The 15796-nt window shown below is 47.7% G+C and carries 17 protein-coding genes; 15 read left to right on the plus strand and 2 right to left on the minus strand.

Annotated elements, in window-relative coordinates; all coding sequences use genetic code 11:
* Positions 1–86 precede the first annotated feature (86 nt).
* From hfq to ACWA5Z_RS00510, 15 genes are all read left to right on the plus strand, one after another.
* The gene (hfq, locus tag ACWA5Z_RS00440) at positions 87–356 is read left to right on the plus strand and encodes an RNA chaperone Hfq (RefSeq protein WP_431053323.1); all 270 of its coding nucleotides are present in this window, start codon (positions 87–89) and stop codon (positions 354–356) included.
* A 77-nt stretch (positions 357–433) separates the two neighbouring features.
* On the plus strand, positions 434–1735 hold the full coding sequence (hflX, locus tag ACWA5Z_RS00445) for a ribosome rescue GTPase HflX (RefSeq protein ID WP_431054256.1): 1302 nt from the start codon (positions 434–436) through the stop codon (positions 1733–1735).
* A gap of 217 nt (positions 1736–1952) precedes the next feature.
* Entirely contained in the window at positions 1953–2726 is a 774-nt protein-coding gene (agaR, locus tag ACWA5Z_RS00450; RefSeq protein ID WP_431053325.1) for a transcriptional repressor AgaR, read from the plus strand.
* 117 nt (positions 2727–2843) lie between these two features.
* A complete protein-coding gene (locus ACWA5Z_RS00455; protein WP_431053327.1) occupies positions 2844–4004 on the plus strand; it encodes an SIS domain-containing protein in 1161 nt (386 codons plus the stop codon).
* A 41-nt stretch (positions 4005–4045) separates the two neighbouring features.
* Positions 4046–4522 (plus strand): PTS N-acetylgalactosamine transporter subunit IIB, encoded by a 477-nt coding sequence (gene agaV / locus ACWA5Z_RS00460; protein ID WP_431053329.1) that lies wholly within the window; start codon positions 4046–4048, stop codon positions 4520–4522.
* Positions 4523–4533: 11 nt separating this feature from the next.
* On the plus strand, positions 4534–5313 hold the full coding sequence (agaW, locus tag ACWA5Z_RS00465) for a PTS N-acetylgalactosamine transporter subunit IIC (RefSeq protein WP_431053331.1): 780 nt from the start codon (positions 4534–4536) through the stop codon (positions 5311–5313).
* Positions 5303–6151 (plus strand): PTS N-acetylgalactosamine transporter subunit IID, encoded by an 849-nt coding sequence (gene agaE / locus ACWA5Z_RS00470; RefSeq protein ID WP_431053333.1) that lies wholly within the window; start codon positions 5303–5305, stop codon positions 6149–6151. The genes agaW and agaE overlap by 11 nt, the downstream gene beginning before the upstream one ends.
* Positions 6152–6207: 56 nt before the next feature.
* Complete coding sequence (gene agaF / locus ACWA5Z_RS00475) at positions 6208–6645, plus strand: PTS galactosamine/N-acetylgalactosamine transporter subunit IIA (protein WP_431053335.1); 438 nt, start codon at positions 6208–6210, stop codon at positions 6643–6645.
* 12 nt (positions 6646–6657) lie between these two features.
* Positions 6658–7605, plus strand: coding sequence for a tagatose 1,6-diphosphate aldolase (locus ACWA5Z_RS00480; RefSeq protein WP_431053337.1), 948 nt, complete (start codon positions 6658–6660; stop codon positions 7603–7605).
* Between the two features lie 61 nt (positions 7606–7666).
* The gene (locus ACWA5Z_RS00485) at positions 7667–8140 is read left to right on the plus strand and encodes a PTS system mannose/fructose/N-acetylgalactosamine-transporter subunit IIB (protein ID WP_431053339.1); all 474 of its coding nucleotides are present in this window, start codon (positions 7667–7669) and stop codon (positions 8138–8140) included.
* A 12-nt stretch (positions 8141–8152) separates the two neighbouring features.
* The gene (locus tag ACWA5Z_RS00490; protein WP_431053341.1) at positions 8153–9046 is read left to right on the plus strand and encodes a PTS mannose/fructose/sorbose/N-acetylgalactosamine transporter subunit IIC; all 894 of its coding nucleotides are present in this window, start codon (positions 8153–8155) and stop codon (positions 9044–9046) included.
* A complete protein-coding gene (locus ACWA5Z_RS00495) occupies positions 9033–9875 on the plus strand; it encodes a PTS system mannose/fructose/sorbose family transporter subunit IID (RefSeq protein WP_431053343.1) in 843 nt (280 codons plus the stop codon). Before ACWA5Z_RS00490 ends, ACWA5Z_RS00495 begins: the two co-directional genes overlap by 14 nt.
* A gap of 132 nt (positions 9876–10007) precedes the next feature.
* Complete coding sequence (locus tag ACWA5Z_RS00500) at positions 10008–10676, plus strand: HAD family hydrolase (protein ID WP_431053345.1); 669 nt, start codon at positions 10008–10010, stop codon at positions 10674–10676.
* A gap of 10 nt (positions 10677–10686) precedes the next feature.
* Entirely contained in the window at positions 10687–12477 is a 1791-nt protein-coding gene (locus ACWA5Z_RS00505) for a glycoside hydrolase family 35 protein (RefSeq protein ID WP_431053347.1), read from the plus strand.
* Positions 12478–12490: 13 nt separating this feature from the next.
* On the plus strand, positions 12491–12877 hold the full coding sequence (locus ACWA5Z_RS00510; RefSeq protein ID WP_431053349.1) for a PTS sugar transporter subunit IIA: 387 nt from the start codon (positions 12491–12493) through the stop codon (positions 12875–12877).
* A gap of 130 nt (positions 12878–13007) precedes the next feature.
* On the opposite strand, the gene tadA is transcribed toward ACWA5Z_RS00510, so the two are convergent.
* Both tadA and ACWA5Z_RS00520 read right to left on the minus strand, forming a co-directional pair.
* Positions 13008–13499, minus strand: coding sequence for a tRNA adenosine(34) deaminase TadA (tadA, locus tag ACWA5Z_RS00515; RefSeq protein WP_431053351.1), 492 nt, complete (start codon positions 13497–13499; stop codon positions 13008–13010).
* Positions 13500–13757: 258 nt separating this feature from the next.
* Positions 13758–15644 carry a DEAD/DEAH box helicase gene (locus tag ACWA5Z_RS00520; protein WP_431053353.1) on the minus strand — a complete coding sequence of 629 codons (1887 nt, stop codon included), beginning with the start codon at positions 15642–15644 and terminating at the stop codon, positions 13758–13760.
* Between the last annotated feature and the right edge of the window lie 152 nt (positions 15645–15796).

The following is a 15796-nucleotide window of genomic DNA, read 5'->3' on the forward strand; positions in this document are numbered from 1 at the left end:
GACATACTGCGGTCGTTTCCGGTTTTGCTTAAAAATTTGTAAGACTATAACTAAAACATCATAACTAAAATATAAGGAATCCAATTATGGCAAAAGGACAATCATTACAAGATCCTTACTTGAACTCACTTCGTCGTGAACGCATTCCCGTGTCTATTTATTTGGTCAACGGGATCAAACTGCAAGGACAAATCGAATCATTTGACCAATTTGTTATTTTGTTAAAAAATACCGTTAGTCAAATGGTGTACAAGCATGCGATTTCCACCGTGGTGCCGGCACGGGCGATTTCACACCATAACAATTCTCAAGCGCAAAGCAGTGAGAATAAAACGGACGTTAGCGATAGCGAATAATCTGGTTGTAGGAAATCACGTTGTCTGAATATGATAATGACAGCGCTCCAAGCGAACAGCAGAGCGCTCTTTTCGATCTGAGCTTAGGCCGTAAAGATATCCGCGATCAGTTGTTGCAAAATGAGCGCGCGATTTTGGTACATGTCTTTTTTTCACAGCAAAAAGATCCGGAAAACATCGAGGAATGCCGCCAACTTGCCGCGTCGGCGCAAGTTGATGTGATTGAAGTGCTGACCACCGCGCGTTCTGCGCCGCAACCGAAATATTTTATCGGACAAGGCAAAGCGGAAGAAGTGGCGGAGGCGGTCAAATTGCATAATGCCGATATCGTACTGGTGAACCATATTCTCAGCGCCGCACAAAACCGTAACATAGAAAAATTGTGCGGCTGCCGCGTCATTGACCGCACTACCCTGATTCTTGACATCTTCGCCCAACGCGCCCGTTCGCACGAAGGCAAACTGCAAGTCGAACTGGCACAGCTGAAACATATTTCCACCCGCTTAATCCGCGGTTGGACCCACTTAGAACGACAAAAGGGCGGGATCGGTTTGCGCGGTCCGGGCGAAACCCAGCTCGAAACCGACCGCCGTTTAATCAAAGTGCGGTTGGCGCAATTGCAATCCAAGCTGGCAAAAGTCAGCCAACAGCGCAATCTCAACCGTCGCACCCGGCAAAAAGCCGAAATTCCGACCTTATCCTTGGTTGGTTATACCAATGCCGGTAAATCAACCTTGTTCAACGCCTTAACCAGCGCCGAGGTCTATGCAGCCGATCAACTGTTCGCTACTCTTGATCCGACCTTGCGTAAGTTGGAGATTGAAAATGTCGGCACTACGATTCTGGCGGATACCGTCGGATTTATCCGCCATTTACCGCACGATTTAGTCGAAGCTTTTAAATCTACCCTGCAAGAAACCACCGAAGCCACGCTGCTATTGCATGTGATCGACGCCTCCGATGAACGCCGTCAGGAAAATATCGACGCCGTCAATGCGGTGTTGGAAGAAATCGGGGCGTCTACCGTACCTTATTTATTGGTGTTCAATAAAATCGATCAATGTGAAGATGTCGCTCCGCATATCGACTATGACGATCAAGGTAAGCCAAGTGCGGTCTATCTCTCTGCACAGAACGGAGAAGGAATTGAATTACTACGGCAAGCGATTCAAAAACGGCTCGAAAACCAAATTTTACATTTGCAACTGTCGCTGCCGGTGACGGCGGGCAAAATCCGCCACTTACTCTATCAACAAAACCATATCCGCAGCGAAAACATTAGCGAAAATGGCGAGTTTCTCCTTTCATTACAAATAGATAATCATAAATGGCGGCAACTTGCCGCCCATTATCCGGATTTAATAAGTTATTTGAAATAATTTTCTTTTGCTTTCATTTGCTATATTCCAATTCCGTTTATCCTTATAAAAGCAGCCGCAAAATCGTTATAACCATCACAAATATCAACTGTAATGAAACAAAAAATGTGATAGCTCTCTGATTTTAAAATATCTTGCTTTACTCCAAAAATGAAGCCATTCAAAATCAATTCGAAAGCAAATGAAATATTAAGTTTGTTTTCGTAAGGGGTTGAAAATGACAAGCACTGTGGAAAGACGTTCGCAAATTGTACAAATCGTTAATGCTCAAGGCAGTATTCGCGTCGAAGCATTGGCACAACATTGTGCGGTTTCCAGCGTCACCATTCGCAGCGATCTCAGTTATCTGCAAAAACAAGGATTACTATTGCGTTCGCATGGTTTCGCTTTGCCGAATAACCGAATCATCGGCGAATTGTCGATTAAAGAGAAACGCAACCAACACGTCGAGATCAAACGCCTGATCGGACAAGCCGCGGCCAAACTGATTAATGACGGCGATTCGATTATCTTGGATTCCGGCACTACCACCAAAGAAATCGCAGCAAATATGCGGCACTTAAATGATGTGGTGGTGATGACCAGCGGTTTAGACGTAGCAATGGAGCTGACGGCGGCAGACGGCGTTCAGGTGCGAATGCCCGGCGGCACGTTAAGAAAAAACGCACTCTCTTTTTCCGGTATTTCCGCAGAAAAAAGTTTGGAAAATTATGTTTTTGACAAAGTATTTTTGGGTGTAGACGGTTACGATCTGAAAGTCGGAATTACCACGCATAATGAGCAGGAAGCCAATTTGAACCGCTTGATGTGTAATATTTCGGCACAGATTATCGTGGTGACGGATTCAAGCAAATTCAGTAAACGCAGTGTTCATGTGATTCGCAAGTTTGCCGGAATTGATATTCTCATTACCGATAACGCCATTCCGCCCGACTATTTGCAAGCCTTTCAACAACAGGGTGTGCGGGTCATTTTAGTCAACAGCAATTAACTATGCCAATCATGTTTTAAATTTTCAACACGTATTTGCATTGCCAAACGGTCAATTCGACTCCTTACCCAACGAATGCAATTTATTCGTTCTCTATTTACTGATAAGGAGTCAGACATGGATTATTTGGGCATCGCCGGCGAATCCCTCGAACAAGCTAATGCCTTATGGACGGCAAAAGAAATTTGTCAGCAACCTGATTGTTGGCGGCAAACCGCCTCAATCATCGATTCACAACGGCAAGCCATTGATGATTTTTTGGCGCCACTGTTAGCCAAAGATAACTTACGCCTCATTTTAACCGGTGCCGGCACTTCCGCTTTTTCCGGCGAAGTATTGTTACCGTTTTTTAACCAATGGAGCGCACTTCAAGCCACGGCGATTGCCACCACCGATTTGGTCTCCAACCCGTACCAATATCTGAAACACGATCAGCCGACGTTATTGATTTCTTTTGCGCGTTCCGGCAACAGCCCGGAAAGTGCGGCGGCGGTGCAGTTGCTGAATCAATTCGTGGAGAACAGCTACCATTTAATCATCACTTGCAACCAAAACGGCAAACTGTATCAAGAAAATTATCAAGCCGACAACGCCTACGCGCTCGCGTTACCGCCACAAACCAATGATAACGGCTTTGCCATGACCTCGAGTTTCTCCAGCATGACCTTGGCAACCGCGCTGATCTTTTTCCAACCGCACTTTGACCTTGCGCAAGTGCAACAACTCGCCGATTGCGCCGAACGCTTTATCCAAGACAAACATTGGCAGGTGAAAACCTTAGCCGGCGAAGCGGTTGAACGGATTGTCTATCTCGGCAGCGGCGGTTTCAAAGGCTTATCGCAAGAGTCGGCCTTGAAATTATTGGAACTGACCGCCGGCGAAGTGGTGGCGATTTATGACACGCCGCTGGGCTTCCGTCACGGTCCGAAATCGATTATCAACAGCAAAACCACGGTGATTGTCTATCTTTCCAACAATCCTTACACCCGTCAATATGATATTGATTTATGTAATGAAATTCTGCGCGACGGCAAAGTACAACGCTTGGTGGTCTTAACCGCCGAACTGGAAAGTCGCCTGCCTGCCGAGCAGCAAATTTGTTTAGGCACATTAAGTGCGGTATCGGATATGGCACTTGCTTTTCCGTATATCATCTTTGCACAAATGTTTTCATTCTATCGCTCTTACCTTACCGGACACACCACTGATAACCCGTGTCCGACCGGTGAAGTAAACCGCGTGGTACAAGGTGTGATTATTCACCCGTATAAGCCTTAACCGCACTTTATGTATCAATTTACAACAATAAGGAGAAAGTTATGCCAAATATCGTATTAAGCCGAATTGATGAACGTCTGATTCACGGGCAAGTCGGGGTGCAATGGGTCGGTTTTGCCGGTGCCAATTTGGTATTGGTCGCCAATGATGAAGTGGCGGCAGACGAAATGCAACAAAATTTAATGGAAATGGTGCTGGCAGATGGAATTGACGTTCGTTTCTGGCCATTACAAAAAGTAATTGACAATATTCATCGTGCCGCCGACAGACAAAAAATCCTGTTGGTCTGCCGCAGTCCGTCTGATTTCCTGAAATTGGTCGAAGGCGGGGTTCCGGTGAAAAAAATCAATGTCGGCAATATGCATTTTGCCGAAGGCAAACAACAAATCCACAAAACGGTATCAGTCGATCCACAAGATGCCGCCGCTTTCAAAAAGCTGCAACAACTTGGGGTGGAATGCTATATCCAAGGCGTTCCAACCGAGGAATCCACTGATCTATTTAAATTACTCAAGTAAGGAGACAACTCATGGAAATTGGATTACTACAATCAATTATCCTTGGCATTATTGCTTTTATAGCAGGTCTCGATCTCTATAACGGCTTAACCCACTTCCACCGTCCGGTTGTACTAGGTCCGATTGTCGGTCTGGTACTTGGCGATTTACAGACCGGTATTTTAGTCGGTGGTACCTTGGAATTGGTCTGGATGGGCTTAGCACCACTCGCCGGAGCTCAACCGCCAAACGTGATTATCGGTACCGTGGTTGGTGCGACTTTTGCGATTACCACCAAAACCGATCCGACCGTTGCCGTCGGGGTCGCCGTGCCGTTTGCGATTGCAGTGCAAATGGGGATCACATTCCTATTTTCTATCATGTCAGCCGTGATGTCGCGCTGTGACCAAATGGCGGAAGACGCCAATCTGAAAGGCATTGATTACGTCAACTACTTCGGTTTGTTGGTGCTCGGTACGTTCTACTTCTTCTGTGCTTTCCTACCGGTTTATTTCGGTGCGGAACACGCCGGAAAAATCATCGAAATGTTGCCAAAACAAGTCATCGACGGCTTAGGGGTCGCCGGGGGTATCATGCCGGCAATCGGGTTTGCAGTATTGATGAAAATCATGATGAAAAACGTCTATATCCCGTATTTTATTTTAGGCTTCGTTGCCGCCGCTTGGTTACAGTTGCCAATCCTAGCCATCGCCGCTGCCGCAACTGCCATGGCGATTATCGACTACATGCGTAAAGGCAGTGAAACTGCCGAAGTGAAAGTTCAAAAAGAGGAGTTTGAAGATGGAATCTAAACTGAATACTCAAACAACAGCACTCAATGATGATGTTTATGAAGATCAAACTATCGGTGCTGAACTGACCAAACGTGATATTAACGTGATGGCATGGCGTTCGCTGTTGTTACAAGCCTCTTTTAACTATGAAAGAATGCAGGCGGCAGGTTGGTTGTACGGACTTGCACCATCACTAAAAAAAATCCATACCAATAAAGCCGACTTAACCAAGTCGATGAAAGGGAATCTGGGGTTCTTTAATACCCACCCGTTCTTGGTCACTTTTGTGATGGGGATCATTCTGGCTATGGAGCGTTCCAAACAGAACGTTAACAGTATCCAGAGTACCAAAATTGCGGTCGGTGCGCCGTTAGGCGGAATCGGTGATGCAATGTTCTGGCTGACCTTACTACCGATTTGCGGCGGGATCGGTGCCAGCTTGGCATTACAAGGCTCGATTATGGGGGCGATTTTCTTCTTCGTGGTATTTAATATCGTTCACTTCGGTTTACGTTTCGGCTTAGCGCATTACTCCTATCGCATGGGGGTTGCCGCTATTCCGGTGATTAAAGCCAATACCAAGAAAGTCGGACATGCCGCTTCTATCGTCGGGATGACCGTGATCGGTGCATTGGTCGCAACCTATATCCGCTTTAACACCACTTTGGAAATTACTGCCGGTGATGCCGTGGTTAAAGTGCAAGCCGATGTAATTGATAAACTAATGCCAGCTTTCTTCCCACTGGTTTACACCATCTTGATGTACTGGTTGGTGAAAAAAGGTTGGTCTCCGTTACGTCTGATTATCCTTACCGTTGCTTTAGGAATCATCGGACGCTTTGCCGGTTTCCTGTAATAAACAATCTCTCAGGCTTGGTTGGGGGTAACCCCAACCAGATTTAAGGAGTCCTTATGATCAGTATTATTGTGCTGGGACACGGTCGTTTTGCTACGGGTATTCAATATGCCTTAAACCAAATCATCGGTGAACAGGAAAATCTCGCCTTTATTGATTTCCCTGAAAGCAAAAGTCCTGCTCAACTCAAAGATGAAATTTTAACCGCACTTACGCAGCTTGAACATCAAGACGGCGTATTGTTTTGTTGTGATATTCTCGGAGGCTCGCCATTCAGAACCGCCTCGCTCGTCGCACAACAACTCCCGATCCAAGAAGTCATTACCGGCACAAACTTACAAATGTTAATTGAATGTGCCATGGAAAAAGACGAATTAACGTTTACCGAGTTAGTCGAGCTGGCTGTTAACAGCGGCAAGCAAGGCATCGTCAAACTCAGCGAAGAATTAACCCACAGTAAAACTCATACTACACAGGAAGAAGACGGAATCTAAAGGATTGATATTATGTCTAAAAGAACAGAACGACTCAAAAAAATTTGTAACGCACAAGGTGTGATCAGCGCGCTTGCCATCGACCAACGCGGCGCGTTAAAAAGAATGTTGGGAGACGACATCACCCCCGAACAAATCAGTGAATTTAAAAGTTTGGTTTCCACTATTTTAACCCCGAATGCCTCGTCAATTTTGCTTGACCCTGAATTTGGTTGGACGGCGGCTGGCGTGCGTGATACCGAGGCCGGTTTGATGATGGCGTATGAAAAAACCGGCTATGACAAAACCGCCGTCGGGCGCTTTCCCGATCTGATCGACGACGTGTCTGTGCTGCGTTTAAAAGAAAAAGGCGCTGACGCAGTCAAATTATTGCTCTATGTGGATGTTGACGAACCGGATTGCATTAACGATCGCAAAAAAGCCTTTGTCGAGCGGATTGCGTCCGAATGCAAAGCAGAAGAAATGCCACTGTTCTTAGAGATTTTAACCTACGATGCCAATACCGAAGATGAAAAAGAATACGCCAAGCTGAAACCGCGCAAAGTGATCGAAGCCATGCGCAGCTATGCCGATCCGAAATACGGTGTGGACGTATTCAAGGTGGAAGTGCCGGTCAATATGAAATATGTGGAAGGTTTTGCCGAAGGCGAGGCGTTATACAGCCAACAGGAAGCCGCAGCCTATTTTGCCGAGCAAAGTGCGGTTTCGGATTTGCCGTTCATTTTCTTAAGTGCGGGGGTTTCCGCCGAACTGTTCCAACAAACGCTGGTGTTCGCCAAACAAGCCGGTTCACACTACAACGGCGTGCTGTGCGGCCGAGCCACTTGGGCTGACGGTGCAAAACTTTATAAAGCGCAAGGCAAAGAAGCCTCTATCGAGTGGCTCAAAACCGAAGGCATTAAAAATATTCAAGAATTGGATGCCGTCTTACAACAAAATGCAACGCCGATTCGATTTTAACGACGGTATTGAATAACGATTTTATAACAACACAAAAAATAGGCACAAAAAGGAGTTCATTATGGCAATTATTCATACCCGCATTGACGGGCGCTTAATTCACGGACAAGTCGCAAATTTATGGACCTCGTACCTGAATATTTCACGCATTATGGTGGTGGACGACACCGCTGCCGATAATGATATTGATAAAGCAGGTTTACGCTTGGCTTGCCCTGCGGGGGTGAAACTCAGCGTGCTCACGGTTGAAAAAGCAGCAAATAATATTAACGAAGGGCGTTACGACACCCAACGCGTTTTGCTGATTACACGCAATCCACAGACTTTGCTTCGATTGGTCGAGCAAGGTGTGGAGCTGACAGACATCAATGTCGGCAATATGTCCCAAACAGACCAAACCCGTTCGATCAAAAAGTCAGTCAACATCACTGATGCGGACGTCGAGGTCTTCAAACAACTTTCTGCAAAAGGCATCCATTTAACGGCTCAAATGGTGCCCAATGAAGAAAAGATCGACTTAATGAAACTTTTATAAGGAGTAACGACTATGATCGAATGGTGGCAAATACTTTTGATTACGCTGTATGCGTTTTATCAAATTTTAGATGAAATAACCATTGTTTCCAGTGCCGGCTCACCTGTTTTCGCCGGATTTATTACCGGTCTGATTATGGGCGATATGACAACCGGTTTGTTAATCGGCGGCGCAATGCAATTAACGGTGTTGGGTGTGGGGACTTTCGGCGGGGCTTCACGTATTGATGCCAACTCAGGCACCGTTATCGCAACCGCATTCTCCATTGCAGTCGGCATGGAACCGACCTTAGCCTTAACCTCGCTGGCTGTACCGATTGCGGCATTGATGGTTTATACCGATATTTTGGCGAGAATGTCTAACGTATTCTTCGCACACCGTATCGATAAAAACATCACAGACCATGCGTATAAGGCGATTAGCGTCAACTATCTGCTCGGTGCGCTGGCTTGGGGTCTCTCTCGTGCGCTTCCGATCTTCTTGGCATTGGTATTCGGCGGTCCGTTCGTGGCGAAATTGGCAGAAGCCATGCAAACCGGTATTTTGAAAATCATCGCCGACGGTTTAACCTTAGCCGGCGGCGTGTTACCGGCACTGGGTTTTGCTATCTTGTTACGCTACTTACCAACCAAACGCCACATTGCTTACTTGATTTTAAGCTTCGCTTTAACGGCTATCTTCATCACCTTGTTCGGCAACATTGCTGCTATCGGCAATGCGTTAGACGGCTTACTGCCGGCAGCATTAGGACGCTCTTACAACAGCGTACCAATGTTAGCCATGGCGGCTATCGGTTTTGGTTTCGCCATTCTTGCATACCAACGCAGTGTCAACGAAAGCAATAATACCGCACAGACGCAAAAATCCACCTCTGCAACAGGAGAAATTGAAGATGACGAACTCTAATCAAACTACTGCGGTCGGTAATCCGAAAAATTACAAATTGACCGATGCGGACTTCCGCCAAATCAATATCCGCAACTTGTTATTCAACCAAGTCGGTTGGAACTACGAGCGGATGCAAGGCTCCGGTTACCTGTGGATTTTATTACCGCAATTACGCAAAATGTACGGCGACAACACGCCTGAACTGCAAAAAATGATGGTCATGCACAACCAATTCTTCAACACCAGCCCGTTCTTTAACACTATTGTGAAAGGGATCGACTTGGCATTAGAAGAAAAGCAAGGCACGAAATCCCTTGAAGCGGTTGCCGGGATCAAATCCGGTTTAATGGGCCCGTTCGCCGCCATCGGTGATGCGATCTTCGGGTCATTAGTCCCTGCGATTATGGGGGCAATCGCCGCCACCATGGCAATCGGCGGCAATCCGTTGGGCGTCGGCTTGTGGGTGCTGGTGGCAATCGCCACCATGGTGTTCCGCTGGGCGCAATTGAAAATCGCTTATCGCGAAGGGGTCAGCCTTGTCACCACCTTAGGGCACAAACTGAATGCCTTAACCAACGCCGCCACGGTACTGGGGGTGTTCGTTGTCGGGGTGATGTGCGCCACCATGGTGAACGTTTCCGTTCCTTATGTGGCAACCATCGGTGAAAAAGTGGTGTCGGCACAAGCTAACTTGGATCTGATTTTGCCAAGATTAGTGCCTGCGTTAGTGGTCGGCTTTATCTACTGGTTATTAGGACGTAAGAAAATGACCTCGAATAAAGCGATTATGATCATTATCGTGCTGTGTATCTTGCTGTCTTGGTTAGGTATCTTAGCCAAAGGTTAATCAGCTTGACACACTAATGGTCACAAAAGCACTAGCAAAAAATAACAATAACCGGCAAAGCACAGCGAACGAGAGTCCCCGCAACCTGTGCTTTGCGTTTCCTTATAACCCTTTCACCGAGTGAAATCGACAATGTTAGAAGCAATTATTTTTGATATGGACGGCGTGATCGTCGATTCCGAATTTATTGATTTCGCCAATCAAACTGCGTTCATCGGCTCGTTTATCGACGATCCGCAAGAACGCGCCCGACTCGACACCTCTGTGTTAGTCGGTAAATCTTACCAAGACTTATACCAAACCATTGCCGAATTGATTAATCATCGGCTGACCTTAGCCGAAATCGAACAGCAACTGGGCGAATACAGCGCGCAAAGCGTGAAAAATTTATATTATCCCGACATTCTGCGTCACGATATTCGCCATATTTTGGATTTTGCCGCCAAAAACCAAATTAAAGTGGCAGTTGCCTCGTCCTCACGCCAACAACATATTGAACACGTTTTAAACGAATGCGGCATTCGACCGCACTTTGACTTGATTGTCAGCGGTGAACATTTTCCGCGCAGCAAGCCCGATCCGGCGATTTATAACCACACCGTTGCCACATTACAAGTAGATAAAAGCAAGGTGATTGTGATCGAAGATTCCCATTACGGTATCGCCGCCGCTAAAAGTGCGGGGCTGCGCGTGATCGCTTATGAAGAAACGCGCTTGCCGATTGATCAATCCAACGCCGACTACAGCGGCAAAGACATGAACGCCATTTTAACCATTATTCAAAACCTACATCAGCAATAAGGAGTAACGCATGCCCTTTCAAATTGGCGAACACGATTTTTTACTGCACGGCAAACCGTTTAAGATTATCTCCGGCGCGGTGCACTATTTTCGGATCGTACCGGAATATTGGTATCGCACGCTTTACAATTTGAAAGCCATGGGCTGCAATACTGTCGAAACCTACGTTGCATGGAATTTGCACCAACCGCAACCGAACCAATTCTATTTTGACGACAACGCCGATCTGGTCCGTTTTATTCAAACTGCGCAACAGCTTGATCTCTATGTGATTCTGCGTCCGTCGCCGTATATCTGCGCCGAATGGGAATTCGGCGGTTTGCCGGCTTGGTTGCTGAACATACCGAACTTGCGCCCGCGCAGCAACACCCCCGAATTTTTAATCCCGGTCAAAACCTATCTCGATCACCTGCTGCCACTGGTTACGCCGTATCAAATCACACACGGCGGCAATATCATTATGATGCAGATCGAAAACGAATACGGCTCGTTCGGCAACGATAAAGATTACCTACGCGCAATCAAACAGATCATGCTCGATAACGGTGTCGATGTGCCGCTGTTCACCTCAGACGGCGCGTGGCAAAACGCGCTGGAAGCCGGTGCGCTGATTGAAGACGGCATTCTGCCGACCGGCAATTTCGGCTCACGCAGCGATGAAAATTTAGACCAATTACAACTCTACTTCCGCCGCCACAACCGCACTTTTCCATTAATGTGTATGGAATTTTGGGACGGGTGGTTTAACCGTTGGAAAGAGCCGGTGATTACGCGCGACGCACAAGATCTTGCCGATTGCGCTAAAGCCCTGCTCGACCGTGCCAGTATCAACTTTTATATGTTGCAAGGCGGCACAAATTTCGGTTTTTGGAACGGCTGTTCTGCGCGCGGCGACACCGATTTGCCGCAAGTGACCTCCTACGACTACGACGCGCCGATCCGCGAATGGGGCGAGCCGTCACAAAAATTTTATCTGCTGCAACAAGTGCTGAAACAGTATCCCGATGCCAGCCCGATTTGTGAACCGCTGTTACCGCACTTTTGCCGTTATGCCGATCTGCCGCTGCAACAGGAAGTTTCGCTGTTTAGCACCTTAGACAAAATCAGTTGCCGCCACGACAGCCTCTACACGCAAAATATGGAGCAATTGGGGCATTATCACGGCTATATGCTCTACCGCACGTTTGCCGACAGCCATAGCGACGAGCTGAAACTGCGGATTTATCAAGCCCGTGATCGGGTACAGGTGTTCAACGATCAACAAAAAGTCGCCACCCAATATCAACATGAAATCGGCGCAGATATTATGCTGCAAACCCCGAATGATCGCTTCCAGTTGGATTTATTGGTGGAAAATATGGGACGGGTCAATTACGGCGGCAAAATGCTTGCGCCGACACAGTGTAAAGGGATCAGCGGCGGCGCAGTGTTGGATCTGCATTTTCACAGCAATTGGCAACAATACTACATTGATTTCAATAAGTTGCAGCAACTGGATTTCAGCGGTTCAGCCAACTCCGCCACGCCGTCATTTTATCAGTTCACCTTGACGATTGACGACGAACCGCAAGACAGCTTTATCGACACCCGCGAATTAGGCAAAGGGGTGATTATCGTCAATGGCAAAAATTTAGGGCGATACTGGTCGGAAGGCCCGACCTGCTATCTCTACCTGCCTGCGCCTTATCTGCGACAAGGCAAGAATGAGATTATCGTGTTTGAAACCGAAGGCGTACGCCCGACCGCACTTCGCTTTTCTGCCGAGCCTATTTACAAGCAATTAACCACAAAAAATCTATAACGAGGACAATTTTATGAACATTATTTTAATCAGCCACGGTGAATTTGCACAAGGTCTGTTAGGCACGGCCGAAATGATTTTAGGCAAAATCGACGGGGCGCAAACCGTTGCCTTATACCCACACGAAGGCAGTGAAGATTTTCAACAGAAATTCGAACAAGCACTCGCCAAGACGACATCGGGCGAAATTGTCGTGCTGTGCGACATTATGGGCGGCACACCTTGCAACATCGCCATGCGTTATTTAGATCGCATTTCGCTCTACAGCGGCATGAATTTACCGATGGTCATCAGCCTTGTCAGCGAAGAAAGCACCGACGAGTTACTCGACACCGCCAAAGCTCAAATTTACGACGTTGCCGCACAATTGAAGCAATTAGTGCAAGATGATGATGAATAAGCGATAAAAAAGCGACTTGAATAACTCAAGTTGCTCAAATGAGACAATGATGGGGGGAGATTATATATCCTCCCGTTTACAAAGTGCGGTTCGGGCGGATATACACCCGACCCTACTTTTCTATTAAAAATCAGCCGGTTAGCTTTTCCGCTTTCTTTTCCAACCGTCGCCGTTGAAAGAACGCGCTCAGTTTTGCGCTGCATTCTTGCTCCAATACACCGGCGGTAATTTCCAGAAAGTGGTTCATTTTGTAATCATCAAAAAAATGGAAACGTGAACCGACCGCGCCGGTTTTATAATCACGTGCACCGAACACCAAGCGCTTAATCCGGCTGTGCAAAATTGCCCCGGCGCACATGGTGCAGGGTTCAAGGGTGACATACAACGTGGTATTGAGTAAGCGGTAATTCCGTACCGCACTTGCCGCTTTGCGAATCGCTTCGATTTCGGCGTGCGCGGTCGGATCATGCTTTAGAATAGAAGCATTCCAACCTTCGGCGATAATCTGCCCGTTTTCGTCCACCAACACTGCGCCCACCGGAATTTCGCCCAGCGATTCGGCATAGTCCGCTAACGCCAATGCGCGCTGCATAAAATGTTGATCTTGTTCAAGTGCGGTCATGGTGATCTCAATGAAAAAACATCCCCGTTGTGGGGCTGACAGTTTATTAACAAAGATGTTTGATGATAAAGCAAAGTAGGGGCGGATTATATATCCGCCCGTTTACGAAGTGCGGTATAAGCATTTAATTAATAAAGGGAAAATGCGGAGTACAATTCGGGCGGATATATAATCCGCCCCTACTTTTACAATATCAATTGTGTATTTTAATCTTTGTCTGCGCTCAAGCAATCCCAAAGGGATTGCTTGATATAGAAATTATCCTTCTCTACGTCCGCTACGGCGTGGTTTGCGCTCAAAACCCGGTTTGCCGCTGCGATCATTACGCTCGGAGAAACGGTCGCCGCGTCCTGAACGGAAATCAGAACGTCCGCCCTCGCGGAATCCGCCTTCACGGCGGCTATCACGCCCACGTCCGAAACCGCCTTTGCGTTCGCCTCGCCCGCCGAAACCACCGTCGCCTTTCACTTCTTCCACAAAACGCATTTGCATCGGTTTGTTTAACACGCGGGTTTTACCGAAGTGTTGCAATAATTCTTTCGGCATATCTTTCGGCAGTTCGATGGTCGAATAATCGTCATGCAGTTTGATGTGCCCGATATAACGGCTGTCAATGTCGCCCTCGTTGGCGATTGCACCGACGATATGCTTCACTTCCACGCCGTCGGCACGACCGACTTCGATACGGTATAAATCCATCGGCATCTGCTCGCGCGCCGGACGGGAACGTTCGTCGCGACGATCGCCGAAACGGTCATCGCGATCACGTCCACGGCGATCCGCTGAGCGCGAATTTTCTTGGCGTTCACGGCGCGGTTTGATTGGCGCGTCCGGAGGCAAAATCAATTTTTGTTTGCCCTGCAGCAACATCATCATCGCCGCGGCCAAATCTTCATGATCCTGATCGGCTGTGAACATATCTTCCAATAGGTTACGGTATTTTTCCAAATCATGGTGTTCCAACTGGGCGGAAATTTTTTGTTTAAATTTCTCACGGCGACAGGCTTCCAACGTTTTATGATTCGGCAGATCCACTTCGTCGATCTGTTTTTTGATCAAACGTTCTACGTTGCGCAACAAGTGTCTTTCACGCCCTTCGACAAACAACAATGCACGCCCGGCACGCCCGGCACGCCCGGTACGGCCGATACGGTGTACATAAGATTCCGCATCTAACGGAATATCGTAGTTCACCACCAAGCTGATTCGCTCCACGTCCAAACCGCGTGCGGCAACATCGGTCGCAATCAGAATATCCAAGCGGTTGTTACGCAAGCGATCCAAAGTTTGTTCACGCAGTTGCTGGGTCATGTCGCCGTTCAACGCCGCCGCACTGTGCCCGTGTTTTTCTAATAATTCGGCTAAATCCAAGGTCGCGGTTTTGGTGCGCACGAAAATAATCGCTGCGTCAAAATCCTCCACTTCCAAGAAACGCAGCAAGGCTTCGTTTTTGCGCACGCCGTTGACATACCAGCAGCTTTGGGTGATATCCGGCAGCGTTTGTTGCGTTGCCTGAATCTTCACTTCTTGCGGATCTTGCATAAAGCGACGGGTAATGCGACGAATCGGCTCCGGCATGGTCGCGGAGAAAAGTGCGGTTTGGTGCTGTTCCGGCAATTTGCTCATCACCTCTTCCACATCGTCGATAAAGCCCATGCGCAACATTTCGTCGGCTTCGTCCAGCACCATAAAACGCAGTTCGGATAAGTTTAATGTGCCGCGGCGGATATGATCCAAAATCCGTCCCGGCGTACCGACCACCACTTGCGAGCCTTTACGCAAGGCACGCAATTGAATGTCATAGCGTTGTCCGCCGTACAGCGTAACAATGTTCAAACCTTTGATGTTTTTGCTGAATTGTTCACAGGCATCGGCAACCTGAATCGCCAATTCACGGGTCGGCGCCATCACCAGCATTTGCGGCGTGCGCACGTCGGCGTCGATCTGTGCCAATAACGGCAAGGAGAACGCAGCGGTTTTGCCGCTGCCGGTTTGCGCCATACCCAGCACATCACGGCCGTTTAGCAAGTGCGGTATGCAAATTTGCTGAATCGGGGACGGATTGACGAATCCCATAGCGGTGACAGCGGAAATAAGCGATTCAGGCAAACCTAAATCATTAAATGTTAAAGTTGTTTCAGTCATATTTTACTCAATAGTAGACAGCGGACGCGCCGCCGATAAAATAATAAAAATTGTTGCGTGATAGAATAATGCCTAGTGCGGCGTGATTGTGGCGCAAATGCGAAGTGCGGTTTGCAACGCGGTTGCAAGCCGTATGACTGGCGCGAAAGCCA

The sequence above is a fragment of the Testudinibacter sp. P80/BLE/0925 genome, assembly GCF_053570785.1.